At 71.0% G+C, this 23783-nt stretch carries 26 protein-coding genes; 10 read left to right on the top strand and 16 right to left on the bottom strand.

Going from position 1 to position 23783, the window contains the following annotated elements; all coding sequences use genetic code 11:
• Entirely contained in the window at positions 1-789 is a 789-nt protein-coding gene (locus WBG06_RS15165; RefSeq protein WP_336737674.1) for an SDR family oxidoreductase, read from the top strand.
• Here the strand turns inward: WBG06_RS15165 and WBG06_RS15160 are convergent.
• Positions 740-1975, bottom strand: a complete 1236-nt coding sequence (locus tag WBG06_RS15160; protein ID WP_336737673.1) for a class I SAM-dependent RNA methyltransferase — start codon at positions 1973-1975, stop codon at positions 740-742. The two genes, WBG06_RS15165 and WBG06_RS15160, sit on opposite strands and share 50 nt — an antisense overlap.
• A complete protein-coding gene (locus tag WBG06_RS15155) occupies positions 1972-3987 on the bottom strand; it encodes an APC family permease (RefSeq protein WP_336737672.1) in 2016 nt (671 codons plus the stop codon). The genes WBG06_RS15160 and WBG06_RS15155 overlap by 4 nt, the downstream gene beginning before the upstream one ends.
• Before the next feature lie 26 nt (positions 3988-4013).
• Here WBG06_RS15155 and WBG06_RS15150 point away from each other — a divergent pair, with 26 nt between their 5' ends.
• The 4 genes from WBG06_RS15150 to WBG06_RS15135 all read left to right on the top strand — a co-directional run bounded on the left by WBG06_RS15150 (position 4014) and on the right by WBG06_RS15135 (position 8987).
• A complete protein-coding gene (locus tag WBG06_RS15150) occupies positions 4014-4676 on the top strand; it encodes a potassium channel family protein (RefSeq protein WP_336737671.1) in 663 nt (220 codons plus the stop codon).
• Between the two features lie 2 nt (positions 4677-4678).
• Positions 4679-5350, top strand: coding sequence for a potassium channel family protein (locus WBG06_RS15145; RefSeq protein ID WP_336737670.1), 672 nt, complete (start codon positions 4679-4681; stop codon positions 5348-5350).
• A gap of 48 nt (positions 5351-5398) precedes the next feature.
• Positions 5399-7168 carry an ABC transporter ATP-binding protein gene (locus WBG06_RS15140; protein WP_336737669.1) on the top strand — a complete coding sequence of 590 codons (1770 nt, stop codon included), beginning with the start codon at positions 5399-5401 and terminating at the stop codon, positions 7166-7168.
• Positions 7169-7244: 76 nt separating this feature from the next.
• Positions 7245-8987 carry an ABC transporter ATP-binding protein gene (locus WBG06_RS15135; protein ID WP_336737668.1) on the top strand — a complete coding sequence of 581 codons (1743 nt, stop codon included), beginning with the start codon at positions 7245-7247 and terminating at the stop codon, positions 8985-8987.
• 51 nt (positions 8988-9038) lie between these two features.
• On the opposite strand, the gene WBG06_RS15130 is transcribed toward WBG06_RS15135, so the two are convergent.
• The 3 genes from WBG06_RS15130 to WBG06_RS15120 are packed head-to-tail and all read right to left on the bottom strand — an operon-like array spanning position 9039 to position 11970.
• Entirely contained in the window at positions 9039-10052 is a 1014-nt protein-coding gene (locus WBG06_RS15130; RefSeq protein ID WP_336737667.1) for an ABC transporter substrate-binding protein, read from the bottom strand.
• A complete protein-coding gene (locus WBG06_RS15125; protein WP_336737666.1) occupies positions 10049-10840 on the bottom strand; it encodes an ABC transporter ATP-binding protein in 792 nt (263 codons plus the stop codon). Before WBG06_RS15125 ends, WBG06_RS15130 begins: the two co-directional genes overlap by 4 nt.
• Complete coding sequence (locus WBG06_RS15120; RefSeq protein ID WP_336737665.1) at positions 10837-11970, bottom strand: FecCD family ABC transporter permease; 1134 nt, start codon at positions 11968-11970, stop codon at positions 10837-10839. Before WBG06_RS15120 ends, WBG06_RS15125 begins: the two co-directional genes overlap by 4 nt.
• A gap of 102 nt (positions 11971-12072) precedes the next feature.
• Between WBG06_RS15120 and WBG06_RS15115 the strand changes: the two genes are divergently transcribed.
• The 4 genes from WBG06_RS15115 to rpmG all read left to right on the top strand — a co-directional run bounded on the left by WBG06_RS15115 (position 12073) and on the right by rpmG (position 16108).
• Positions 12073-13761, top strand: coding sequence for an ABC transporter ATP-binding protein/permease (locus WBG06_RS15115; protein WP_336737664.1), 1689 nt, complete (start codon positions 12073-12075; stop codon positions 13759-13761).
• A complete protein-coding gene (locus WBG06_RS15110) occupies positions 13758-15452 on the top strand; it encodes an ABC transporter ATP-binding protein (RefSeq protein ID WP_336737663.1) in 1695 nt (564 codons plus the stop codon). The genes WBG06_RS15115 and WBG06_RS15110 overlap by 4 nt, the downstream gene beginning before the upstream one ends.
• A 50-nt stretch (positions 15453-15502) precedes the next feature.
• Positions 15503-15814: an HU family DNA-binding protein gene (locus WBG06_RS15105; protein ID WP_442945473.1), complete on the top strand. Its 312-nt coding sequence runs from the start codon at positions 15503-15505 to the stop codon at positions 15812-15814.
• 123 nt (positions 15815-15937) lie between these two features.
• Positions 15938-16108 carry a 50S ribosomal protein L33 gene (gene rpmG / locus WBG06_RS15100; protein WP_141793232.1) on the top strand — a complete coding sequence of 57 codons (171 nt, stop codon included), beginning with the start codon at positions 15938-15940 and terminating at the stop codon, positions 16106-16108.
• A gap of 96 nt (positions 16109-16204) precedes the next feature.
• Here the strand turns inward: rpmG and ykgO are convergent, their stop codons facing one another.
• The 6 genes from ykgO to WBG06_RS15070 all read right to left on the bottom strand — a co-directional run bounded on the left by ykgO (position 16205) and on the right by WBG06_RS15070 (position 18802).
• A complete protein-coding gene (gene ykgO, locus WBG06_RS15095) occupies positions 16205-16327 on the bottom strand; it encodes a type B 50S ribosomal protein L36 (protein ID WP_045547214.1) in 123 nt (40 codons plus the stop codon).
• Positions 16328-16333: 6 nt separating this feature from the next.
• A complete protein-coding gene (rpsR, locus tag WBG06_RS15090) occupies positions 16334-16570 on the bottom strand; it encodes a 30S ribosomal protein S18 (protein ID WP_336737662.1) in 237 nt (78 codons plus the stop codon).
• Between the two features lie 28 nt (positions 16571-16598).
• Positions 16599-16775, bottom strand: a complete 177-nt coding sequence (gene rpmF / locus WBG06_RS15085) for a 50S ribosomal protein L32 (RefSeq protein WP_336737661.1) — start codon at positions 16773-16775, stop codon at positions 16599-16601.
• 33 nt (positions 16776-16808) lie between these two features.
• Entirely contained in the window at positions 16809-17906 is a 1098-nt protein-coding gene (locus tag WBG06_RS15080; protein WP_336737660.1) for a GTP-binding protein, read from the bottom strand.
• Positions 17903-18166 (bottom strand): type B 50S ribosomal protein L31, encoded by a 264-nt coding sequence (locus WBG06_RS15075; RefSeq protein WP_336737659.1) that lies wholly within the window; start codon positions 18164-18166, stop codon positions 17903-17905. The genes WBG06_RS15080 and WBG06_RS15075 overlap by 4 nt, the downstream gene beginning before the upstream one ends.
• Positions 18167-18244: 78 nt before the next feature.
• Entirely contained in the window at positions 18245-18802 is a 558-nt protein-coding gene (locus WBG06_RS15070; protein ID WP_336737658.1) for a helix-turn-helix domain-containing protein, read from the bottom strand.
• Between the two features lie 73 nt (positions 18803-18875).
• Between WBG06_RS15070 and WBG06_RS15065 the strand changes: the two genes are divergently transcribed.
• Positions 18876-20444 (top strand): bifunctional NAD(P)/FAD-dependent oxidoreductase/class I SAM-dependent methyltransferase, encoded by a 1569-nt coding sequence (locus WBG06_RS15065; RefSeq protein WP_336737657.1) that lies wholly within the window; start codon positions 18876-18878, stop codon positions 20442-20444.
• Positions 20445-20565: 121 nt separating this feature from the next.
• Here WBG06_RS15065 and WBG06_RS15060 read toward each other — a convergent pair whose 3' ends face one another.
• The 5 genes from WBG06_RS15060 to rpmB form a co-directional block, all read right to left on the bottom strand.
• Positions 20566-21093, bottom strand: coding sequence for a hypothetical protein (locus WBG06_RS15060; RefSeq protein ID WP_336737656.1), 528 nt, complete (start codon positions 21091-21093; stop codon positions 20566-20568).
• 6 nt (positions 21094-21099) lie between these two features.
• Positions 21100-21819, bottom strand: coding sequence for a TIGR03943 family putative permease subunit (locus WBG06_RS15055; RefSeq protein ID WP_336737655.1), 720 nt, complete (start codon positions 21817-21819; stop codon positions 21100-21102).
• A 162-nt stretch (positions 21820-21981) separates the two neighbouring features.
• Positions 21982-22968, bottom strand: a complete 987-nt coding sequence (locus WBG06_RS15050; RefSeq protein WP_336737654.1) for a permease — start codon at positions 22966-22968, stop codon at positions 21982-21984.
• A gap of 171 nt (positions 22969-23139) precedes the next feature.
• Positions 23140-23445: a 30S ribosomal protein S14 gene (gene rpsN / locus WBG06_RS15045; RefSeq protein ID WP_336737653.1), complete on the bottom strand. Its 306-nt coding sequence runs from the start codon at positions 23443-23445 to the stop codon at positions 23140-23142.
• Positions 23445-23681: a 50S ribosomal protein L28 gene (rpmB, locus tag WBG06_RS15040; RefSeq protein ID WP_336737652.1), complete on the bottom strand. Its 237-nt coding sequence runs from the start codon at positions 23679-23681 to the stop codon at positions 23445-23447. The genes rpsN and rpmB overlap by 1 nt, the downstream gene beginning before the upstream one ends.
• Positions 23682-23783: the final 102 nt, after the last annotated feature.

The following is a 23783-nucleotide window of genomic DNA, read 5'->3' as shown; positions in this document are numbered from 1 at the left end:
ATGGACACCGGACTCACCGGACGCACCGTGCTGGTGCCGGGATCCACCTCAGGTCTGGGTCTCGCCAGCGCCCGTGCCTTCGCGGCCGAGGGCGCCAACGTCGTCATCTCCGGGCGCCGGGCAGAGCTGGCGGCGGAGGAGGCCCACGCACTCACGTCCGTGTCGCCCGGGTCGGCAGTCGGCATCGAGTGCGACCTCACCGTCACCGGTTCTGCGGAGCAGCTGGTCGAGCAGACCATCGACGCCTTCGGGCCGATCGAGGTGCTCGTGCTCAACGGTGGCGGCCCGCCGGCCGGCTCGGCGCTCGACACCACTCCGGAAGCGGTGGAGTCGGCGATGCTGACGCTCGTCCAGCAACAGATCCGGCTCGTACGTGCCGTGCTGCCCGGGATGCGGCAGCGGGCCTGGGGCCGGATCGTGGCGATCGGGTCGAGCGGCATCCAGCAGCCCATCGACAACCTGGCGCTGTCCAACACCGGTCGCGCCGCGTTGGCGGCCTACCTGAAGACGCTGGCCGGTGAAGTGGCGAGCAGCGGCGTCACGGTCAACATGGTCCTGCCTGGCCGGATCGCCACGGACCGGGCCGACCGGCTCGACCAGGCTCGCGCCGACAAGATGGGGGCGAGCACGAGCGAGGTGCGGCGCAAGGCCCAGGCCAGCATCCCGGCGGGCCGGTACGGCACGCCCGAGGAGTTCGCCGCCGCCGTGGTGTTCCTCGCCTCGACGGCCGCGTCCTACATCACCGGGGAGCAGCTTCGGGTCGACGGCGGTCTGGTGCGGTCGTTCTGACGTCGGTCTTCGCGAGCAGGGCGACGGCCTCGACGTGGTGGGTCATCGGGAACAGGTCGAAGGCGCGCAGCGTACGCAGCCGGTAGCCGTGCTCGGCGAAGATCGCGACGTCGCGGGCGAGGGCGGCGGGGTCGCAGGCGACATAGGCGACCTTGTGCGGCGAGCGCGCGACGACGGCTTCGACGACGGCCCGGCGCGCTCCCTCGCGGGGCGGGTCGAGGACGACGAGGTCGAAAGGGCCGTCCTCGAGGCGACCCAGCACGGTGCCCACGTCGCCCGCGATGACCTCGGCCGAGGGAACGTTGCCGACCGAGAGCGCGGAGGCGGTCGGGTCGCCCTCGACCGCGACGACACGTCCGGACGGGCCGACGGCGTCGCCGAGGAACGCGGAGAAGAGGCCGACACCGGCGTAGAGGTCCAGGACGGACTCGCCCGGTGCCGGCGCGAGCGCCGACATCACTGCGGACACCAGTGCCGCAGGTGCCCCTGGGTGGACCTGCCAGAAGCCGTCGGCGGCGACCTCGAAGGAATGCTCGACACCGTCGACCTCGACGGTCTCGGCGACGGTCCCGGCGCCAGGCTCGCGGGCGTCGTCCGTGGCGATCAGGCAGTCGTCGACGGGGATCACGTCGTGCGAGCGGAAGCGGCGCATGCCGCGGCCACCCCCGGGGGCGGTGGCGTAGCGCTGACGGGTGCGCCACCGAAGCCCGTCGACGTCGCCGGGGACGGCCTCGACGACCAGGTCGGCGACGAGCGGGTCGGCGGCGGACAGGCCGCCCAGCCGGACCAGCTGCTCGCGCAGCACCGTCGCCTTCAGCTCACGCTGGGCGGGCAGGGAGACGTGCTGGAAGTCGCAGCCGCCGCAGAGGCCGGGCCCGGCGTAGGGGCACGGCGGAACGACCCGTTCCGGTGCAGCCGAGAGCACGGAGACGGCGTCGCCGCGCCAGAACCGGTCACCGGCGGATCCGTCGGTGATCTCGACGACCACCTGCTCGCCGGGCAGGGCGTGGCGTACGAAGACGACGCGGGAGTCCTCACCTACCGGCACCCGGGCGACGAAGTGTCCGCCGTGCGCGACCGGGCCGACCTCGACCTCGAACCGCCGACCGACGTACGACTCGCCCTTCGACGCCTTCGGGCGGGGCCGACGACCACGGGACGGCGCGGACCGCCGTGGGCGGCTCATCGCCGGCCGCTTCCGCGGCGCAGGCCGGGTGCGAGCCAGTATTCCTCGCGCATCTCCTCGGCGCGCTCCTTGCCGGAGGCCAGCTGGTAGGGCACCGAGATGACCATGACACCAGGCGTGAACAGCAGCCGGCCCTTGAGCCGCAGCGCGGTCTGGTTGTGGAGGAACTGCTCCCACCACCGGCCGACGACGTATTCGGGGATGTAGACCGCCACGACGCCGCGCGGGTTGGCGTTGCGGATCGCCGAGGCGTACTCGACGACCGGGCGGATCAGCTCGCGGTAGGGCGAGTGGAGCACCTTGAGCGGCATCGGCAGGTTGCGCTCGTCCCACTGCCGCAGCAGCTCGGCGGTGTCGGAGTCGCTGGTCGAGACGGTCACGGCCTCGAGCGCGTTGGGCCGGGTCGCCTGGGCGAAGGCCAGCGCGCGCAGGGTCGGCTTGTGGAGCTTGGAGACCAGGACGATCGCATGGACCCGCGTCGGCATGACCTTGTCCTGCTCGTCGGCGGCCAGCTCGCGGGCCACGTTGTCGTAGTGGCGCCGGATGCCCAGCATGACCATGTAGAAGAAGCCCATCGCCAGGATCGTGATCCAGGCACCGGCGAGGAACTTGGTGATCAGCACGATCACCAGCACGACCGCGGTCATGCCGAGACCGAAGGCGTTGATCGCCCGCGAGCGCTGCATCCTTCGCCGCTCGCTCGGGTCGCGCTCGGTGGCCAGATGGCGGGTCCAGTGGCGGATCATGCCCAGTTGGCTCAGGTTGAAGGAGACGAAGACACCGACGATGTAGAGCTGGATCAGCTTGGTGGTCTGCGCCTCGAAGATGACGATCAGCGCGATCGCCAGCACGGCCAGGAAGATGATGCCGTTGCTGTAGGCGAGCCGGTCACCGCGCGCCCCCAGGGACCGCGGCGCATAGCCGTCCTTGGCCAGGATCGAGCCGAGCACCGGGAAGCCGTTGAAGGCGGTGTTGGCGGCCAGCACCAGGATGACGCCGGTGACGGTGATGACGAAGTAGAAGCCCGGCGGGAAGTCGTTGAAGATCCCGGCCGCGAGCTGGGAGATCACCGGATGCTGCTCGTAGCCGTCCGGTACGGCGTTGCCGGCGGCGGTGCGCAGCTGGTCCAGCTTGTGCGGGTCGACGTAGCGGATGCTCATCTGCTTGGCCAGCACGATGATGCTCATCATCATCGAGACCGCGATCAGGCCGAGCAGCAGCAGGGTCGTGGCGGCGTTCTTGCTCTTCGGCCGTTGGAAGGCGGGTACGCCGTTGGAGATCGCCTCCACACCGGTCAGCGCCGCACAGCCGGACGAGAACGCGCGAGCGAGCAGGAAGACCAACGCGATCTGGTTGAGCGTGCCCTCCCAGCCCGGCTCCGGAACGATCTGGAGCTGGGCGCTCTCGGCTTCGGGCAGATTGCCGTTCACCAGCAGCAGCAGCCCGTAGAGACCCATCCCGAGGATGGCGAACATGAACAGATAGGTCGGCACCGCGAAGAAGGTGCCGGACTCGCGTACGCCACGCAGGTTCATCGCGGTGAGCAGCACCACCGCGATCGTGGCGACCAGCACCTCGTTGCCGATCAGGCTGGGGATCGCGCTGGCGGCGTACTGAGCGGCGTTCGAGATCGAGACCGCCACGGTCAGCACGTAGTCGACCAGCAGCGCGCTCGCGACCGTCACACCCGCGTTGCGCCCGAGGTTGACGGTCGCCACCTCGTAGTCGCCGCCGCCGCTGGGGTAGGCGTGGACCGTCTGCCGGTAGGAGGCGACCACGGTCAGCATCACCAGCGCGACGACCAGGCCGATCTTCCAGGACCAGGCGTACGCGGAGGCGCCTGCCACCGCCAGCATGATGAAGATCTCGTCGGGCGCATAGGCCACCGAGGAGAGCGCGTCGCTGGCGAAGACCGGCAGCGCGATGCGCTTCGGCAGCAACGTCTCGCCCAGCTGCGAGCTACGGAGCTTGCGGCCGATCAGGATCCTCTTGGAGACGTCGCCTACACCCACAGGTGGTGAGGCTATACGGTGGCGGAGTGCATGTAGTGATCATGGGCTGTGGCCGCGTCGGCTCGACCCTGGCCAGAAGCCTCGAGGACCGCAACCACACGGTCTCGGTCATCGACCAGAACTCGGACGCTTTCCGGCGGCTGGGGCCGGGTTTCAACGGCGACAAGGTCGCCGGGATGGGCTTCGACCGCGAGGTCCTGCTCAAGGCCGGCATCAAGCGGGCCGAGGCGTTCGCAGCGGTCTCCAGCGGTGACAACTCCAACATCATCTCCGCGCGGGTCGCGCGCGAGGAGTTCGGCATCCAGCAGGTCGTGGCACGCATCTACGACCCGGGCCGCGCCGAGGTCTACCAGCGCCTCGGGATCAGCACCGTCGCGACCGTGAAGTGGACCGCCGACCAGGTGCTCCGCCGGCTGCTCCCGGCCGGCGCCGAGCCCGACTTCCGCGACATGTCCGGCAACATCCGCATCGACCAGGTGGTCATGCCCGAGTCCTGGGTCGGCGAGCGGACCATCAAGTTCCAGCGCCAGTCCGGTGCGCGGATCGCGTGGATCGACCGGCTCGGCGAGGGGATCATCCCGGTCCGCGAGAGCGTGATCCAGGAGGGCGATGTGCTCCACATCGTGATGCGCGAGGAAAACACCGCGCAGGCGTACAAGACCATCAAGAACGGCCCCGAGGAAGACTGACGATGAGAGTTGCTATCGCCGGAGCCGGAGCCGTGGGCAGGTCCATCGCCCGCGAGCTGATCACCAACGGCCACGAGGTCCTCCTCATCGACAAGAACCCGGGCTCGATCAAGCCCGAGCGGGTGGCCGACGCGGAGTGGCTGCTCGCCGACGCCTGTGAGCTCTCCTCCCTCGAGGAGGCCAGGCTCGACAGCTGCGACGTGGTCATCGCCGCCACCGGCGACGACAAGGCCAACCTGGTCTGCTCGCTGCTGGCCAAGACCGAGTTCGGCGTGCCGCGCACCGTCGGCCGGGTCAACCACCCCAACAACGAGTGGCTCTTCACCGAGGCCTGGGGCGTCGATGTCAACGTCTCGACGCCACGGATCATGTCGGCGCTGGTCGAGGAGGCTGTCACCGTCGGCGACCTGGTGCGCCTGTTCACCTTCCGGCAGGGGCAGGCCAACCTGGTCGAGATCACCCTGCCCGCCGACTCGCCCTACGTCGGCAAGCCCACCGGCCTGGTGCCGTTCCCGGAGAACTGCGCGCTGGTCACGCTGCTGCGTGACGGTCAGGTCTACGTGCCCACTCCGGAGCAGCCTCTCGAGCAGGGCGACGAGCTCCTCTTCGTCGTGCCGACCGAGAAGGAGGACGAGCTCGAGCGGCTCCTCGCCCCGACCGGTCACGGCGGCTGATCTCCGGATCCCGTACGCAGCAATCCCTCGATCTCGGCAGGACAACAGTTGCCTCGTTCTCCCCTCCTCCAGACGCTTCGTCCTGTCCGGGGAAGGCTGGCCGCCAGCCTGCTGCTGATGGTCGTCTCGACCGTCGCCGGGCTGGTGCCGCTGGTCGGGATCGTCGAGCTGGCCCGGATCCTGCTGCCCGCGGCGTCCGGCGCCGATGTCGATGGCGACCGTGCCTGGTTCGTGGTCTGGGTGAGCGTGGCGGCGCTGCTGGCGCGGCTGGCGACGGTGCTCGGCTCGTCCTGGCTCTCCCACGTCGCCGACCTCGACCTCTCCATCCATCTGCGCCGGCTGCTGGTCGCGCGCCTCGGCCGGGTGCCGCTGGCGTGGTTCACCGAGCGCAGCTCCGGCACGGTCAAGAAGGCGGTGCAGGACGACGTCGCCGCGCTGCACCATCTGGTGGCCCACTCGGTCATGGAGCTGACCGCGGCCATCACGCTGCCGACGGTGGTCGCCGTCTACCTCGTCGTGGTCTCCCCGCCGCTCGCGCTGGTGACACTCGTCCCGCTCCTGCTCGGGCTGGTCGGGTTCCGGATCTCGATGCGGGGCGCGGGCGCCCTCTACCGCGACTACGACGCCGGGCTGGCCGAGCTCGCCGCGGCGACGGTCGAGAACACCGGCGGGATCGCGGAGATCAAGACGTTCGGGGCCACCGGGCAGGCTCACCGGCGCCTGGCCGAGGTGGCGACCCGGTTCGGTGGGTTCAACCGGGCCTGGATGCGGCACTCGGCTCTCGGGATGCTGCTGATGGAGCTCGCCCTGACGCCGGCGCTGACCCTGGTGCTCGTGCTCGGAGCCGGGGTCTGGATGCTGCGCGCGTCGTGGATCACCGGTCCCGACCTGGTGCCGTTCCTCGTCCTCGGGCTGGCGATGACCGCACCGGTCACCGTCGCCGGCTACGCCGCCCGCGAGCTGCGCGAGGCCACCGAGGCCGCCCGGCGCATCCAGCGGCTGCTGGCCGAGCCGGAGCTCCCCGAGCCGGCCGCCCCTGCCGCCGCACCGACGTCCGCCCGGGTCGAGCTCGACGCCGTGTCGTTCGCCTACTCCCCCGGTGCGTCACCGGTGCTCCACGACATCGACCTGGTCCTCGAACCCGGCACCGTGACCGCGCTCGTCGGCCACTCCGGCTCCGGCAAGTCGACGCTGGCCAAGCTCCTGCCCCGCTTCGCCGACCCCGCCTCGGGACGGATCACCATCGACGGCGTGGACCTGCGGGAGATGACGAGCGCTCAGCTCTACGAGCAGGTCTCCTTCGTCTTCCAGGACACCGGGCTGCTGCGTACCTCGATCCGGGACAACATCCGGCTCGCCCACCCCGACGCCCCCGACGAGGACGTACGCCGCGCCGCCGAGGCCGCTCAGATCGCCGGCCGCATCGACGAGCTCCCGCGGGGCTACGACTCGGTGGTCGGTGAGGACGGCCAGCTCTCCGGCGGCGAGCGGCAGCGGGTCGCGATCGCCCGAGCCCTCCTCTCCGACACCCCGATCCTGGTGCTCGACGAGGCCACCGCCGCCGCGGACCCCGAGTCGGAGGCGCTCGTCCAGCGGGCGCTGTCGCGCCTCGTCGCCGGACGTACGCTGCTGGTGATCGCCCATCGTCTCTCCACGATCACCGCGGCCGACCAGATCGTCGTCCTCGACGGCGGCCGGATCGCCGAGCGCGGCACCCATGAGGAGCTGCTCGCCCGCGGCGGGCGCTACGCCCGGCTCTGGGCCGCGGACCAGCGCGCCCACCCGGCCGACGGCTGGGCCCGGGAGGAGTCGGCATGAGCGAGCGTCAGCGAGCGACAGTAGGCATCAGGCCGCCGCTTCCGTACTCTCGCGCTTGCGCTACGGAGGCGGTGGCATGATCACCATCATCCGTCTGCTCTCCGACCTCCTCGATCCCGCTCATCGGCGCCAGCTCGCCCGGGTTGTCGCGATGTTCGTCGCCACCGGGGTGCTCCAGGGTCTCGCCTTCGCCTGTGTCGTGGCGGTCCTGGACGCCGCGCTGCGCCAGGACTGGGACGCGGCGACCACCTGGCTGACCGTGCTCGCCGGCCTCTTCGTGGCCCATCACGTCGCGCTGACAGTGGGCAACCTGGACGGCTACGACCTGGCCTGCGACCTGCTCGACATCACTCTGGCCCGGCTCGGCGACCACACCGTGCGGTTGCCGCTGGGCTGGTATGACCAGGACCGCACCGGGCAGCTCTCCCGGATGGCCTCCAAGGGCGCGACCGACATCGCCTCGGTGCCGGGGCATCTGCTGCGGCCGCTGATCGCCGCCGTCGTCAGCCCCATCACCGTGGTCGTCGCGATGGCGTTCTGGGAGTGGCGCCTGGCGCTCGCGCTCCTCGTGGGCGTCGCCGCGGTGCTGGCCACCACCCGGCTGCTGGCGGCGATCGTCGGTCGCGGCGAGGGTGCCTACGACGCCGCCATGGCGGAGGGTTCCGCACGGGTGGTCGAGTTCGCGCTCAACCAGCCCGCACTGCGCGTCTTCGGGCGCACCGTCCACGGCAACGAGCTGGTCGAGACCGCGCTGCGGGAGCAGAAGCGGGCGTCGCGACGGCTGCTGGTCACCGGGTTCGGCGGTCTCGGGATCCAGCTGCTCTCCATCCAGGCGCTGCTCACCCTGGTGATCGCCCTCGCCGTCCACCTCAGCCTGGGCGGCACCCTCGCCCCGGCCACGGCGATCGGGCTCCTCGTCCTCACCGTGCGGTTCGTGGAGTCGCTGATCGACTACGGCGAGCTCTCCAGCGCGCTGCGGATCGCCGAAGGGTCGTTGCGACGTGTCCTCGACGTCCTCCGGATCGAGCCGCTCCCCGAACCGGCCGTGCCCGGCGAGCCGGCCGACAGCGGCATCGAGCTGCGCGAGGTGGCCTTCTCCTACGACGGCACCTCCCGGGTGCTCGACGGCGTCTCGCTCACCGCTCCGCCACGCTCGCTGACGGCCGTGGTCGGGCCGTCCGGCTCCGGGAAGAGCACCCTGCTGCGCCTCGTCGCCCGCTTCCACGACGTGTCGGCGGGCTCGGTGAGGCTGGGCGGGGTCGACGTACGTGATCTCGGGACCGAGGCGCTGATGCAACGCGTCTCGATCGTCTTCCAGGACGTCTACCTCTTCGAGGGCACGCTGCGCGACAACGTGATGATGTCGCGGCCCGACGCCACCGAGGATGAGCTGCGCGAGGCCGCCCGGCTGGCGCGCGTCGACGACATCGTCGAGCGGCTCCCCCACGGCTGGCAGACCCGGATCGGCGAGGCCGGCTCCACACTCTCCGGTGGGGAGAAGCAGCGGGTCTCGATCGCCCGGGCGTTGCTGAAGGACGCCCCCGTCGTGCTCCTGGACGAGGCGACCGCCGCTCTCGACGCCGAGAACGAGGCAGCTGTCCAGGAGGCGCTCACCGCGCTCTCCGCCGACCGTACGGTGATCGTCATCGCCCACCGCCTGCAGACCGTCGTCGCCGCCGACCAGATCGTCGTCCTCGACGGCGGCCGGATCGTCGAGCGCGGTTCTCACGCCGAGCTCCTCGCACACGGCGGCCGCTACCTCGACTTCTGGCGCGAGCGTACGCAGGCCGAAGGCTGGCGGCTCCTCGCCGGAGAGTAGACGCGAGCCGGTCGAGCAGTCCCTGGACCGCCCGACCGGCACGGATCGGGCTCAGAAGGCGTCGGGGTGCAGGCCTTCCGCGATCGTCCGCACCGCGGCGACGTTGCCGAGGGTGCCCGGGAACGTGTCCGGGGTGCGCAGTGCGATGAAGCGGTCCTCCTTGACGGCGGTGACGTCGGGGAAGGTCTGGCGCAGGTACGTCTCGACCCGCTCGGCCTCGGCCTGCTCGCGCACGGCGAAGACGATGGCGTCCGGGTTGCGCGCGGCGATCTCCTCCGGCGAGACGACCGCGGAGAAGAACTGCTCGAAGAGCTTCTCGTCCGGGTTGAAGACGTTCTCGCCGCCCGCGCGCTCGATCATGTCGTACTCCACCCCGGCACCGATCGCGGAGAGCGTCTTGCCCTCGACGAAGAGCTGCGCGACGGTGGGTCGTGGCCGGTCCGCCACCGCCTTCTCGACCGCCTCGAGGTCACCCCGGGTCTCGGTGACCAGCTCGTCGGCCGCAGCCGGGACCCCGAAGATGCTCCCGAGCGCCTCCAGGTCGGTGAACAGGTCGGTGACCTCGCCGGTGGCGCGTCGCTCGGGGCAGCCGCCCGCGGCGACGTACGTCGTCACGCCGGCGTCGGTGAGCTGGTCGATGGTGGCGAAACCCTGCTCGGCAGTGAACTCGTATTCGGTCGGCGCGACGACCGCGTCGGGCTGTACGTCGAGGAGCTGCTCCCGGGCCGGCGGCGCGTCGGTGCTCAGCTCGGGCACCTCGCTCGCCTTCTCGGCGACGTCCTCGGGCAGCTCGTGCATGGCGGTCTGCGCCTGGCCGACGAGCCGGTCGGCGAGGCCGAGGCGGACGAGCAGCTCGGTCTGGGCCGGGCTGAGCCCGACGATGCGCTCCGGCGCGGACTCGACCGTGACCTGGCGACCGCAGTTCTCCACGGTCACCGGGTAGCCCTCGGCGGCCTCACCTTTCGCCGCGGCCTCGTTCGTGACGCCGGTGCCACCGCATCCGGTCGCGGCCAGCAGCGTGAGCGCTGCCACCGGGACGGCACGCAGCAGTGGGGTGGTGTTCATGTGTTCCTCTCTCGGGTCCGCGCGGACGTTCCGCGCAGGAGCAGGTGGGGCGTGCCGGCCTCCGGATCGGTGATCCGGCTGGCCTCGACACCGAAGACCTCACGCACCAGATCCGGCGTGAGGATGTCGGCTGGCTCGCCCAGCGCGACGACGCGCCCGCGATCGAGCACCGCGACGCGGTCGCAGTAGGCCAGCGCGAGATCGAGCTCGTGCAGCGCGACCACGGTGGTGATCCCGAGCTCCGCGACCGTGTGCATCAGCTCGAACCGGTAGGAGACGTCGAGATGGTTGGTGGGTTCGTCGAGCAGCAGGAGCTCGGCCTCCTGCGCGATCGCCCGGGCGAGCAACGTACGCTGCCGCTCGCCGCCCGAGAGCCGGTGAACCGGCCGGTCGGCGAGCGCGGACACGCCCGCCAGTGCCATCGCCCGGTCGACCACCAGCCAGTCCGCGGCGCTGTCGCGCCCCAGCGGTCCGCGGTGCGGCGTACGTCCCAACAGCACGCTCTCCGCGACGGTGAGCCCGAACTCGTCCGGCGGCTCCTGGGCCATCACCGCGACCTGGCGCGCGATGTCGCGGCGGCTCATCGTGGCCACGTCTGTGCCGTCGAGGTGGACGTGGCCCGCAACCGGCCGCAGCGCGCCGAAGCACGCCCTCAGGAGCGTCGACTTGCCGCTGCCGTTCGCGCCCAGCAGGCCGAGGACCTCGCCCGGTTCGACCACGACCGAGGCCGCCGTCACGACCTCCCGGCTCCCCCGGTTCAGGGTGAGGTCCAGCGTCTCGAGCCTCATCGCGCCATCCCCTGCTCATCGGCGGCCCGGCCGCGCATCAGCCAGAGGAAGAACGGCACCCCGATCAGCGCGGTGACGATGCCCAGCGGCACCTCGGCGGGAGCCGAGACCGTGCGGGCGATCAGATCCGCTCCGCACAGGAACAGGGCGCCACCGAAGACCGCCACCGGGACGATGCGCCGATGGTCGGAGCCGACCAGCACCCGAGCGATGTGCGGAACCACCAGACCGACGAAGCCGATCCCACCGGCGACCGAGACCACGGTGCCGGTGAGCAAGGCGGCGGCGAGCAGCAGCACCGACCGCAGCCGGTTGACCCGGACGCCCAGCGCGGTGGCGGTCTCGTCGCCGACCTGCAGCGCGTTGACCGCGCGTCCGGCGCTGAGCGAGACCCCGATCGCGACCGCCAGCGCCACCAGCGGCCCGATCAGGTCGGTCATCGTGGCGGCGGAGACCGAGCCGAGCAGGAAGAACATCACGCTGAACACGTTCTGCGCCTCGGTGGTGAGGGTGAGATAGCTCGTGATCGCGCTGAAGAAGGTGCCCAGCGCCACCCCGGTCAGCACCAGCCGCTGCGGGGCGATGCTGCCGTTCTTGTAGGCCACCGCGAACACCGCCGCCGTCGCGACCGCGGCACCCAGGAACGCCGCCGTGCCGATCCAGGCCCCGACGGCCGCGGCGCCGAGCACCACCACGGAGACCGCACCCACGCCCGCACCGGAGGAGACGCCGATGATCGCCGGCTCGGCCAGCGGGTTGCGTACGACCGCCTGGATGAAGACCCCGGCCAGGCTCAGCGCCGCCCCGGCCAGCGCGGCGAGCAGGGCGCGCGGCAGCCGGAACTGCCACACCACCTGGTCCTGGAGCGCGGTGTAGGTGCCGTCGCTCATCCAGGGCATCCCGGGCAGCAGGTGGCCGGTGACGAGCTTGGCGGTATCGAGCGCGGTGAGGTCGACGGTGCCCGACGACGCAGACAGCGCGATGACGACGATCAGGGCGGCCACGAGGCCGAGGCTCAGCAACCGGGCTCGCCATCTGCGCCGAGCGATGGCGCTGGGCACCAGCGTCCCACGGTCGCGCCGGGGCGTCGCCGCCTCGTCCGTCGGTACGGAGATGTCGGTGGGGGTCATCACACTCCTGTGGGGTCGTGAGCTGAAAGCACCTTACTAGTATCGGGAATGATTATCATGTATGTTTCCGCGGCTGGCTTTCCTCGAGAACGGAGCCGTCGGATGATGATCGACACCTTGCTGCTGCGCACCGCACTGGGACATCCCGGTCCGGCCGCGGCCACGGTCGGGTTGCAGGTCCTGACGAGCGCCACCTACCTCCCGCAGGCCTACGTGCTGGCCCAGGGCCTCTTCGCCGTGGTCGACGGCGACGAGGCCCTGGTGGCGACCGCGGCACTGTGGATCGCCGGGATCGTGGTGGCTCGCTGGTTGCTGTCCTGGGGGCAGGCGCGCGCCGCGGCGAGGCTGGGAGAGGACGTACGCCTCGGGGTGCGGGACGAGGCGTTGAGCGGCGTGCTCGTGCCGGAGGCACTGCACGACCCCGGACGCCGTGACGGCGCTCTGCGGACGGCGCTCGTCGACGGGGTCGACGGGGTCGATGCGTACGTCACCCGCTACCTTCCTGCGCTCGCCCAGGCGCTCCTGCTGATCCCGCTCGTGACCGTCCTGCTGGTCCTCGTGCACCCGCTCACCGGCCTCGCCGCCGGGCTGGCCGCAGCCGCCGCACTGCTGGCTCCGCTGCTGTGGAAGCGGCTCATGCGCCGGCGCTCGGACCATCACTGGGACACCTACGAGGGACTCGGCTCAGACCTGCTCGAGGCCCTGCGCGGGATGGCGACACTGCGCCTGCTGGGCCGGGTCGGCTCGGCCCGCGCTCGGCTCGCCCGGAGAAGCGAGGACCTGCACCGCGCGACGGTGCGGGTGATGCGTACGTCGCTGCTCGACACCGCGCTCATCGACCTCGCCGTCCAGGGCGGCACGGTCGCAGCCACCGGGATCGCGCTGGTCGCGAGCGTCCACGGCAGCGGGGTACCGCCTGCCGAGCTCTATCTGGCGCTCATGCTGGTCAGCGAGGTGTTCCGGCCCATCCGCGACCTCGCCGGCGCCTGGCACGCGGGCTATCTCGGCACCTCCGCCGTCCCGGCACTGCGACGACTCGGCGTCGGCAGCGACCACGGCACCACGATCGACGGCACCACGATCGACGGCACCACGATCGACGGCACCACTGCCGACGACCGCGAGACGTCGCCTGGGGCCGCGCTCGTCCTCGACGACGTCTCGTTCGCCTACCGCGACGGGCCGGCCGTCCTCGACGGTGTCCGGGCGACGTTCGAGCCTGGCGCCGTCACCGCCGTCGTCGGCCCGAGCGGGGCCGGGAAGACCACCCTCCTGGACGTGGTCCTCACCCACCTCTCCCCCACTGGCGGCCGAGTACTCCTCGACGGCCGGCCGGTGCGTACGTCCGACATCGCGGTGGTCTCCCAGCGCCCGGTGCTCTTCGAGGGAACCGTCCGCGAGAACCTCCGCGTCTCCCGCCCCGACGCGGGCGAGGCGGATCTGTGGTCGGCGTGCGCCGCGGCCGGCATCGAGGAGGAGGTACGTCGCCTCCCCGCCGGCCTCGACACCGTGATCGCCACCGCCGGAGCGAGCCTGTCCGGCGGCCAGCGCCAGCGCATCGCGCTGGCCCGGGCCGTCCTCTCCGACCGGCCGGTCCTGCTCGCCGACGAGCCGACCAGCGCCCTCGACCCCGCTGCAGCACGCACGGTCACGGCCACGCTCGGGCGACTCTCCGCGGACCGCATCGTGGTCGTGGTCGCCCACCGCGAGGAGTCGCTCGACGGGGTCGAGCGCATCCTCGAGCTCGCCGACGGCAGGCTGGCCCCGCTGCTCGACAGGAGCCAGGTATGACCGACACGACCGCCTCCGCGCGCCCTCTCACCGGCCTGCTCGGCCACCTGGGCGGCGAGCGCCGTGCCATCGCCGCGACCATCGTGCTCGTGACCGTCAGCCAGGTGTGCCTGGGGGCCATCTCGGTGCTGCTGGCCGCCGCCGTCGGGAACGCCGTCGTGCTCCGCAACGCGCCCCCGGGCTGGTTCTGGGCCGTGCTGGGAAGCCTCGTGGTGCTGCGAGCACTGTTGACATGGGGCGAGATGGACGCGTCGCACGCGCTCGCGTTCCGGGTGCTCGCCCGGCTCCGGATGACGCTCTTCGACCGCTACGCGGTCGCACTGCCGAGCAGGCATCGCGAGAATGTCGGCCGGGCCGCGTCGACCGCGATGACCGACACCGAGCGCCTGGAGTTCTTCTACGCCCACACGGTGGCTCAGCTCGTCGCAGCGGCGGTCAACGCGCTCCTCGGCCTGATCCTCCTCGCGGTCGTGGAGCCGCTGCTCGCACTGGTCACCCTCACCGGGCTCGCGCTCGTGCTGACGACCGTTCCGCTCGGCCGGCGCCGTCTCGAGGCCCTCGGAGGCGAGCTGGTCGGCGCGACCAGTGCCCTCTCCGACCGCGTCGTCGACGTGCTCGGTGGCCTTCGCGAGGTGCTGGGCTACGGCCTCCACGAACCGATCCGCCGTCAGCTCAGGGAGACCGGCGCCGAGGCCGCCAGGGCAGCGGGAAGGCTCGAGACCACCCATCGCCTCCTCGCCGGCGCGCGCGAGGCGGCGGTGACGCTCGTCGGCGCGGGCGTGCTGGTCGGCGTCATCGGCCGCGGCGTCGCCGCCGAGCACGTCGCTGCTCTGGTCGTCCTCGCGCTCGCGACCGTCGCACCGGCCGCCGACGCCGCCGCCACCTGCGCCCGACTGCCCGTCCTCCGCGCAGCCGCCGCCCGCGTCGGCGAAGAGCTCACCCGACCACCCGCGCTCACCCGCGACACCCCGCTGGCGCCCCTGCCCGAGGGACCGCTGGGCCTGAGGATGCGCGCAGTCGGCTTCGGATACGACGAGCGCCGCGTGCTCGACGGCTTCGACCTGACCGTCGCACCCGGCGAGCACGTCGGCCTCCGCGGACCCTCGGGTGCGGGCAAGTCCACCGTGGTCGCGCTCGCCAGCCGGCTCTGGGACCCCGACACCGGCACGGTCGAGCTGGTCGGCCCGGGAGCCGGCAGCGTACCGATCTCAGCGGTCGACGACGGCGCACTGCGGGCCGCGCTGGCCACCGTCGAGCAGGACGGCGCTCTCTTCTCCGGCACCGTGCGGGAAGCGGTCGCACACACCTCTACCACTGACGCAGAGATCGAGGACCTGCTCGCCCGGCTCGGCCTCGCAGAGGTGATCACCCCGGCCAGCCACATCGGCGAGGGCGGCCTTCGCCTCAGTGGTGGACAGCGCGCCCGACTGCGACTGGCCCGGGCGGTCCTGCAACGACCACGGATCCTCATCCTGGACGAACCGACCGCCGACCTCGACGAGACCACCGCCCGTCAGGTCACCGACCTGCTCGCCACCCTTCCGTCCACGATGCTGGTGGTCTCCCATCGCCAGCGGACACTCGCCGCGCTGGACCGGGTCGTCGATGTCACGTCGAGCACAGGCTCCGAAGGCCCCGAAAACGCCGCCAGAGCGCGCAACCACGCGGGACACGCGGTGCGAGAACGTTGAAGATCCGCGCCTCTGGCCTACGCTGGCGACGAGCCGCATCTCGTCAACCTGTGCGGCTCGGATCAACGATTAAAGGAGATCGCATGAACCGCACCGACCTGGTGAGCGAAATCGCCAAGCAGGCCGAGATCACCCAGACGCAGGCCTCGGCCGCCCTGGGTGCCGCCATCGAGGCGATCAGCGCGGCCGTTGCTGGCGGCGACAAGGTCACGCTGCCCGGTTTCGGTACGTTCGAGTCGCGCGAGCGCTCGGCTCGCACCGGCCGCAACCCGCAGACCGGCGCCGAGATCAAGATTCCGGCCTCGAAGGGCCCGGCGTTCAAGGCCGGCTCCGCGTTCAAGGAGCGGGTCGCCAAGGGCTGAGTCCCTGGACCAACCGAGAAGGGCCTGATCGATCTTCGATCAGGCCCTTCTCGCGATCTCTGCTCTTGCCTCCGGCGCTATCATATGAATGATAACCGTTCTCATTAGAGCTAGAGGTTGAGCATGGCAAGCAGGTCATCGGACGTACGCCCCAAGATCAAGCTCCGTTCCACCGCAGGCACGGGCTACACCTACATCAGCATGAAGAACCGCCGAAACACTCCCGACCGGATCGTGCTCCGCAAGTACGACCCGGTGGTGCGGCGCCACGTCGAGTTCCGCGAGGAACGCTGACACCAGCGGCACTCCCTGATGCCGGCCGGTGATCATGGTCCGACGCACGACGGCGCCGAGTCCCGACAAGGGGCTCGGCGCCGTCGGCGCGTTTGATCAGCCCTGCCGGGCCTTCAGCCGTGGGTTCAGCTTGTTGATGACGTAGACCCGGCCGCGGCGGCGTACGACCTGGGATCCGGGCTGGTTCTTCAGCGACCGGATGGAGTTGACGACCTTCACGAGGATCTATCCCTTCGTGCTCGTGTAGGGCAGCAGCGCGACCTCGCGGGCGTTCTTGATCGCCTTGGTCACGGCCCGCTGCTGCTGCGGGGTGAGCCCGGTGACGCGCCGGGAGCGGATCTTGCCGCGGTCGGAGATGAACGTACGCAGCAGCTGCACGTCCTTGTAGTCGACATAGGTCACGTCCGGTGCCAGCAGCGGCTTTCGCCGCTTGCGGACGGTGGACGGTGGGCGTTTGGGCATGGGGCCGGATTCCTTTCGGTAGAGCCTTTCAGCGGAGGCGGGCGGGGTCGACGTAGCCGCGCTCGACCGCGCGGACCAGGCGGCGGGGAACCTCATAGGTCCGGCCGTCGACGGTGACGGGCACGAGCGCGACCGGGGTCGCCTTCCAGCTCGAGCGTCGGTGGCGGGTGTTGCTGCGCGACATCTTGCGCTTGGGTACGGCCATGTCGGCCTCCTTCGTGGTGGTTGACGGTCCGGGTCAGGCGGCGCGGCCGATCGGGCCGAGCCAGTCCTCGAGCCCGTCCCAGGTCTCCTCCCAGATCTGGCCGCGCTGGGCGATCTCCTGGTCGGTGAGCAGCGCGCGCTGGAACGCCCGCGGGATCTGCGCGGAGTCGTCGTCGAGGCCGACCACGACGATCCGGGTGAGCCGTTCGGTGCGTCCCCACTTCTGGGTCGACCCCACGCTCGCCTGGCCCCCGGCCCCGTCCCAGACACAGATGTCGTCGGGGCGGGTCGGCACCCAGAAGCAGCCCCGCGACCGGCGCGGGCCGCCACCGAGGATCTCCAGCTCCTCCTGGAACCGGACCGGGTGGATCGGGCGCTCCGAGCGCAGGTCGAGCCGCCACGCACCGCCCTCGGGCAGCGGCGGCAGCGGGTTGCGGCGCACCTCGGCGACCCAGGCCTCCACGGCGTGGTGGCGGTGCACACCGGCGACCAGGCCGGCGGCATCGAGGAGGGAGGGGTCGGTCACCACCGGCGTACGCGGCCGGGCGAGGGTCGCCACCAACGACTCCTCCTCGGGCTCGGGGGTCTCGGTGATGCAGACGACGTCGGCGTACTCGACGATCGCGCTGGCGACCTCGGCGACGCCGCGGCGGTCGTCCTCGGAGGTCGCCAGCCCGCGCTCGTCGAGGAGGTCGGGCCCGAGCAGGTCCTCGGCCACCGTCGTGCCCTCGAGCGCCGCGACGACGGCTGAGATGCCGATGTGCGGCGCCATCCTCGGCGACCAGGCCAGCACCCGGCACACCTGGACCGCCTCGGCGGCGACCGGGAGGCAGGCCACGATGCTGCCCCAGCGGCCCTGGGCCGCGAGGCGCTCGAGCGTCGGCACGATGTCCTCGCGGATCGCACAGGCGACACAGGCGTGGGCGAGGTTGATCTCCTCGTGCTCGATCACACCGGTGACGTCGCTGACGACGCGAGTGAGGAGCTGGCGCTCGGGATCGATGACATGGCGGACCGTGACCGCGTCGGGAAGGCCGAACTGCAGCGAGATGGTCGCCGAGAGCATCGCGCCCTCCTCGACCCCGCTCACCAGGATCACGGGCACCTTGGGACGGGACAGGTCCTTGCTCATCGGTCTCGCCCGTAGCGGCGCTTGAACCGTTCGACCCGTCCCTCGGTGTCGACGACGCGGCCGCGGCCGGTCCAGAACGGGTGGCTGGCGCTCGAGACGTCGACGTCGACGACCGGGTAGGTCTCACCGTTCTCCCAGGTGACCCGCTCGTGGTCGTCCGCCAGCCGCTCGAAGATCGTCGACTGCATCAGGAAGAGCTTGTCCGCCGAGCGGTCGCGGAAGACGACCTGTCCGGAGACGGGGTGGATGCCTTGCTTCATGGGGACCTCCCGCTGTGACTAATGATAACGATTCTCATCTTACACAAGGGGTGGTCGCCGTTCACATCGAGCCGATGATCACCCGTCCGTGGTGTGGGTGTGCATGCGTACGCCCTCGCTGTTGAAGATGCTCAGCACCTGCGCAGGACGCGAACCGGTCGCGAAGATCGCGTGCGGCACCCGGGTGTCGAACTCAGCCGCCTCGCCCCGGGTCAGGATCAGGTCGCGATCCCCCAGCAGCAGCCGGAGCTTTCCGGAGATGACGTAGAGCCACTCGTAGCCGTCGTGCACCCGCGGCTCCGGCACCTCGGTCGTCGGCTGGTAGGTGATCTTGTAGGTGCTCACCGGTGAGCCCTCGGGAGTCAGCGGCGCGATCTCCATGCCGTCGCGGCGGACCACCGGTCGCCGAACCCGCGGGTCCGGCACCGACGGAGTCACCAGGCTGTCGAGACCCACGCCGAGGTGACGGGTCAGCGGGATCAGCAGCTCCAGGCTCGCCTGCCGCTTGCCCGACTCGAGCCGGGACAGCGTGCTCGGCGACATCTCCGCCATCGCGGCCAGCTGCTCCAGGGTCCACCCCTTGCTGTGCCGGATCGCCCGGATCCTCGGACCGACCTGCTTGAGCTCGTCGATCATGTGCTCCATCTCCCATTTGCCATTTCAGCAAGAACCCTTGCCGTTCTTACATTGTGCCACTGAACTGGATGACATGAACACACACACAGAACACCTTGACGTGATCGTCATCGGCGGCGGTGCCGCCGGACTCTCCGCCGCCCTCATGCTGGGCCGCTCCCGCCGCCGGACCCTCGTGATCGACTCCGGCCTCCCGCGCAACCGCTTCGCAGCGCACATGCACGGCGTCCTCGGCCACGAGGGCCTGGACCCGGCCGACCTGCTCCGCAAGGGGCGCGACGAGCTGGCGACGTACGACGTCGGGATCCGCCCCGGTCGTGTCGCCCGCCTCGACGAGACCGACCACGGCGTGAGCGTCCTTCTCGAGGACGGCGAGCGGCTCACCGCGCGGATCGCGATCGTCGCGACCGGCGTCACCGACGAGCTCCCCGACATCCCCGGCCTGGCCGAGCGCTGGGGCGCCACCGTCCTGCACTGCCCCTACTGCCACGGCTGGGAGGTGCGCGACCGCCGGATCGGGGTGCTGACCACCTCACCGCTCTCGATGCACCAGGCACAGCTGATCCGCCAGTGGAGCGACGACGTCGTCGTCTTCACCGCCGGGCTCGGCCCGATGCAGGAAGCCGACGAGCAGCGTCTGCGAGCGCGCGGGGTCACGCTGGTCCACTCCCCCGTGGTCGAGGTGCTCGGCGAAGGTGACCAGGTCACCGCGGTGCGCACCGAGGACGGGCAGACCACCGAGGTCGGCGCCATCTTCACGGCCGGCACCCTGCGCCCGCACGACGGATTCCTCACCCACCTCGACCTCGAGCGCACCGACACCCCGGTCGGCAGCTTCCTCGCGGTCGATGCCACCGGCAAGACCAGCAGCGACCGGATCTGGGCGGTCGGGAACGTCTCCAACCCGATGGCCAACGTCCCGATCAGCATGAGCGCGGGCACGATGGCAGGCAGCTTCGTGAACGCGACCCTGGTCACCGACGACTTCGATCGCGCCGTCGCCGGCCCCACCGAGAAGGGCGACCCGGTCGCCTTCTGGCAGGAGAGGTACGCCGGCAGCGACCGGATGTGGTCCGGCAAGGTCAACGCGGTGCTCGGCGACATCGCCGCCGGCCTCGAGCCCGGGACTGCGCTCGACCTGGGCTCCGGCGAGGGTGCCGACGTCCTCTGGCTGGCGCAGCACGGCTGGCAGGCCACCGGCATCGACATCTCCGAGAACGCTGTCATCCGGGGCCGCGAGGCGGCACGGGACGCGGGGGTCACCGAGGAGCAGGCTCGCTTCGTGGTCTCCGACCTGTCCGACCCGTCCGTGCTGGACCGCGGCTACGACCTGGTCACCGCGAGTTTCTTCCACTCTCCCGTCGAGCTGCCTCGCACCGACATCCTGCGTCGGGCGGCCGGTCTGGTGAACGTCGGCGGCCACCTGCTGATCACCTCGCACGCCGCCGCGCCGCCGTGGGCCGATGCCTCCGCCCACGAGCACACCTTCCTCGACGCCAAGGGGGAGCTCGAGGAGCTCGACCTACCCGAGGACGCCTGGGAGACGGTCGTGCTCGAGCATCGGAACCGCCCTGTCACCAGCCCGTCGGGCGAGCCCGCCACCCTCGAGGACGCGGTCGTCCTGCTCCGCCGCCGCGGGTGAGCGAGCGCCCGCTGTCGGCGACCTACAGGTGTAACACGTCGTTCGACTGACTGCTCGCCCGTCATGACGACCGGATAGTCCCACGAACGACGTGTTACCCGCGCGCCGTGCCGCGGCGACGTCACGCCGCGCCGCAGCTTTCGGTGAGGAACTCGCCGAGACGCTCGTAGGCGAGGTTCTGGGCCTCGGTGCGCTCGAGCGGGTCCTGTCTCCGGCCGGTACGCAGGGCGTCCTCGATCATCATCCGAACGCCCTCGACAGCGGCCGCCGGGGTGCCCTCCGGGACACCCATCGACTGCAGGCTCGTGGCCGCCAGGCCCAGTGCGGTCTCGTTCTCGTCGTTCGGGGTGGTCATCTGGGTCGCGTGAGCGTTCGCCATGGTCTGGACGGCGCCGCAGAACTCCTCCAGGGACGCGACCGGTCCCGCGGCGACCGGCGCAGCCGAGGAGGCCGCCCCGGACGCGTCCGCCGTGGACGGCGCCTCCGGGCCGTTCAGGTCTCGGGTCAGCACCACGACACCGATCGCGGCCGCGATCAGCACGCCGACGACCAGCCCGCGTGGCGGGTCCGGGAGGCGGTCGCGCCACGAAGGCGCACGCCGTGCCTCGGCGCGCCGAGCCGGATTGCCGGAGCGTCTCGGGTCACCCATGCGGAGTCACTGGTAGGTGTTGGCCGGCGCCTCGCGCGGCTCGACGGAGGAGGCCTCGATGGCCGTCTCCGACTTGCCGCCCGGTGCGGTGCCCTCGACCCAACGACCGGTGACCGCGACCCAGGAGTCGCGCTCCGGCGCGTCGTCGTAGTCCTCGACGCGCACCCGGGAGGCGCTCGCGTCGGCGGCGCAGCAGGCGATGGCGATGCGGGTGACGTACCAGTTGCCGTTCTCGTCGGTGCTGACGAAGCCCGTGAGGCGTACGTCGCGGTCCCTGATCGTCGCGCCGTCCTCGACGCCGGCTCGCCACATGAACTCGGCGACCTCGACGTCGACCGGCCCGTCCGAGGCGGGCAGCGGCAGGATCTCGGCGTCAGGAGCGGCCGCGACCGGGTCGTCGGCACGACGTTCGGCCAGGTAGGCACCCAACGACGGTGGGCTGGCGACGAAGACGATCACACCCGGCAGGATCGCCAGCCAGGTCATCGCCGGAACCTTGTGACCGTGCCCTTCATGCCCCTCGTGCCCGTCCGGGTCGTCACCGTTCTCCTCCGCCGCGGGGCGCAGCAGCATCCACAGGGTCAGCCCGAGCAGCACCACGCCGGTGGCGACCAGCGGCCACTTCATCCAGCTGGTGACGTACCTCAGATAACCGTCCCCGAGCGCGAGCCGCAGCAGGACGGCCCCAAGGAAGCCGACCACCAGCGCCTGAGTCGTACGAGTCACGCGGCCACCTCCGTAGCGCAAGCGCCAGAGTACGGACGCGGCCGCGCGTTGATTGACTGGTTCACTCGCTCGCGCTCGCTCACGCGGCCACCTCCGTAGCGCAAGCGCCATGGTACGGACGCGGCCGCGCGTTGATTGACTGGTTCACTCGCTGGCGCTCGCTCACAGCAGCCACCACCCGATGCCGACGGCGGAGGCGACCGCCGTGATGATCACCAACGGCACGAAGCGCAGGGCGAAGCCCATGCCGAACTGGCCGGCCTCCATGGAGGCGAGCTTGATGTCCATCGCCGGGCCGACGACGAGGAAGACGAGCTTTGCGGTGTCGGAGAAGGCGGTGAAGCTCGCGGCGACGAAGGCGTCCGATTCCGAACAGAGCGCGACGATGAACGCGAACAGCGCCAACGTCGCGATCCCCAGCACGGCCTGGCCGGCAACGGTGTTGACCACCGAGCGGGGTACGAAGGTGTTGACCGCCGCGGCCAGCATCGCGCCCAGCACCAGGAAGCCGGAGGCGTGCAGGAAGTCGTGGCTGACGTTGCCGAGGAACGACCGCTCGTGGGCGTGCTCGTCACGGCCGAGGTTGGTGAGCCGCTCGAGCAGCAGCTTGCCGCGGGCGAGCATGATCCAGCCGACCGCGACCGCGGTGATCAGCGAGGCCAAGAACCGGGCCAGCACCATCATCGGCTGGCCCGGGAAGGCGACAGCTGTCGAGACGAGCACCGCCGGGTTGACCGCGGGCGCGGCCAGCAGGAAGGTCAGGGCGACCGCCGGCGCGACCCCACGGCGGATCAGCGAGTTGGTCACCGGCACGGCGGCGCACTCGCAGCCCGGGAGCCCGATCCCGGCCAGCCCGGCGACCGGGACCCCGAGCGCCGGGCTCTTGGGCACGATCTTGCTCAGCGCCTTCTCGGAGAGGAACGTCGAGATGACGGCGCTGAGCAGTACGCCGCCGAGCAGGAACGGCGCCGACTGCACCACGATGGCGACGAAGATCGTGCCCCAGGTGTTGAACAGGTCGTGGTCCAGCAACGGCAGCAGCCAGCGCTGAGAGAGCAGGACGACGAGCAGGACGATCGCGACGACCTCGGTCTGCCCCAGCCGGAACCCGGGCTTCTCCGTCGCCCGCTCAGGGGCACTCGTGCTCATGCCGTCGCCTCCGTAGGACAGAGGCAAGGATACGGAGGCGACGGCCTGAGACTGGTGGTCGCTCGCTTGGGCTCGGCGCTCATGGCCGGTGTTTCTAGCACAGCCCGGCGACGGGGAGGTTGCGCCTCGCCGAATCGGAATGGTTCCGATTAGCCCTCCCGAGAAGATCCGTCACCAGCTGGACTTGGTGATCCCCGGCAGGTGTCCTTGGTGCGCGAGCTCGCGGAACCGGATCCGGGAGACGCCGGCCTTGCGCAGATATCCCCGAGGCCGGCCGTCGACCTGGTCGCGGTTGCGCAGACGTACGGGCGAAGAGTCGCGCGGGAGGCGGGAGAGAGCCCGGACGGCCACGGCCTGCTCGGCCGAGCCCGGCTCTGCGGTGCGGATGATCTCCTTGATCTCGGCGCGGCGTGCTGCGTACCTCTCCACGATCTCGCGACGCCTGGCCTCGGCGGCGATCTTGGACTTCTTCGCCATCAGACGCGTTCCCCTCGGGCCTTCATCTCGGCGATGACGGCGTCGATGCCGCGTACGTCGATCTGCTTGATCGCGTTCGTGCTGAGCCGCAGGGTGACCTTCCGGCCCAGGCTGGGCACGTAGTAGGTCTTCTTCTGCACGTTGACCTCCCAGCGGCGTCGAGTGGCCTTCTTGGACCAGGGGCGGTTGTTGCCGAAGCCCGGGCGGGCGCCGGTGACCTGACACGTGCGTGACATGGCAGCCTTTCGTCTTATTGGGAATCGTTCCCATTATGACACATCCTGCTCCGCTGTCCTCGTGACGGCCCTGGTGGGCACGGGATTCATACCGATACCGAC

The organism is Nocardioides sp. CCNWLW239 (assembly GCF_037137035.1).
GTDB lineage: Bacteria > Actinomycetota > Actinomycetes > Propionibacteriales > Nocardioidaceae > Nocardioides.
The sequence above is the reverse complement of the archived record's forward strand: the minus strand, read 5'-3'. Positions and strand labels throughout refer to the sequence as shown.

Bases quoted from the DNA above. Each gene is read 5' to 3' on its own strand.
- WBG06_RS15125 (WP_336737666.1), bottom strand. From the start codon at position 10,840: ATGAGGCTCGAGACGCTGGACCTCACCCTGAACCGGGGGAGCCGGGAG.
- WBG06_RS15060 (WP_336737656.1), bottom strand. From the start codon at position 21,093: ATGGGTGACCCGAGACGCTCCGGCAATCCGGCTCGGCGCGCCGAGGCA.
- rpmB (WP_336737652.1), bottom strand. From the start codon at position 23,681: ATGTCACGCACGTGTCAGGTCACCGGCGCCCGCCCGGGCTTCGGCAAC.
- WBG06_RS15065 (WP_336737657.1), top strand. From the start codon at position 18,876: ATGAACACACACACAGAACACCTTGACGTGATCGTCATCGGCGGCGGT.
- WBG06_RS15110 (WP_336737663.1), top strand. From the start codon at position 13,758: ATGACCGACACGACCGCCTCCGCGCGCCCTCTCACCGGCCTGCTCGGC.
- rpmG (WP_141793232.1), top strand. From the start codon at position 15,938: ATGGCAAGCAGGTCATCGGACGTACGCCCCAAGATCAAGCTCCGTTCC.
- WBG06_RS15075 (WP_336737659.1), bottom strand. From the start codon at position 18,166: ATGAAGCAAGGCATCCACCCCGTCTCCGGACAGGTCGTCTTCCGCGAC.
- rpmF (WP_336737661.1), bottom strand. From the start codon at position 16,775: ATGGCCGTACCCAAGCGCAAGATGTCGCGCAGCAACACCCGCCACCGA.
- WBG06_RS15135 (WP_336737668.1), top strand. From the start codon at position 7,245: ATGATCACCATCATCCGTCTGCTCTCCGACCTCCTCGATCCCGCTCAT.
- WBG06_RS15165 (WP_336737674.1), top strand. From the start codon at position 1: ATGGACACCGGACTCACCGGACGCACCGTGCTGGTGCCGGGATCCACC.
- WBG06_RS15115 (WP_336737664.1), top strand. From the start codon at position 12,073: ATGATGATCGACACCTTGCTGCTGCGCACCGCACTGGGACATCCCGGT.
- WBG06_RS15145 (WP_336737670.1), top strand. From the start codon at position 4,679: ATGAGAGTTGCTATCGCCGGAGCCGGAGCCGTGGGCAGGTCCATCGCC.
- WBG06_RS15130 (WP_336737667.1), bottom strand. From the start codon at position 10,052: ATGAACACCACCCCACTGCTGCGTGCCGTCCCGGTGGCAGCGCTCACG.
- WBG06_RS15070 (WP_336737658.1), bottom strand. From the start codon at position 18,802: ATGATCGACGAGCTCAAGCAGGTCGGTCCGAGGATCCGGGCGATCCGG.
- WBG06_RS15080 (WP_336737660.1), bottom strand. From the start codon at position 17,906: ATGAGCAAGGACCTGTCCCGTCCCAAGGTGCCCGTGATCCTGGTGAGC.
- rpsN (WP_336737653.1), bottom strand. From the start codon at position 23,445: ATGGCGAAGAAGTCCAAGATCGCCGCCGAGGCCAGGCGTCGCGAGATC.
- rpsR (WP_336737662.1), bottom strand. From the start codon at position 16,570: ATGCCCAAACGCCCACCGTCCACCGTCCGCAAGCGGCGAAAGCCGCTG.
- WBG06_RS15050 (WP_336737654.1), bottom strand. From the start codon at position 22,968: ATGAGCACGAGTGCCCCTGAGCGGGCGACGGAGAAGCCCGGGTTCCGG.
- WBG06_RS15160 (WP_336737673.1), bottom strand. From the start codon at position 1,975: ATGAGCCGCCCACGGCGGTCCGCGCCGTCCCGTGGTCGTCGGCCCCGC.
- WBG06_RS15120 (WP_336737665.1), bottom strand. From the start codon at position 11,970: ATGACCCCCACCGACATCTCCGTACCGACGGACGAGGCGGCGACGCCC.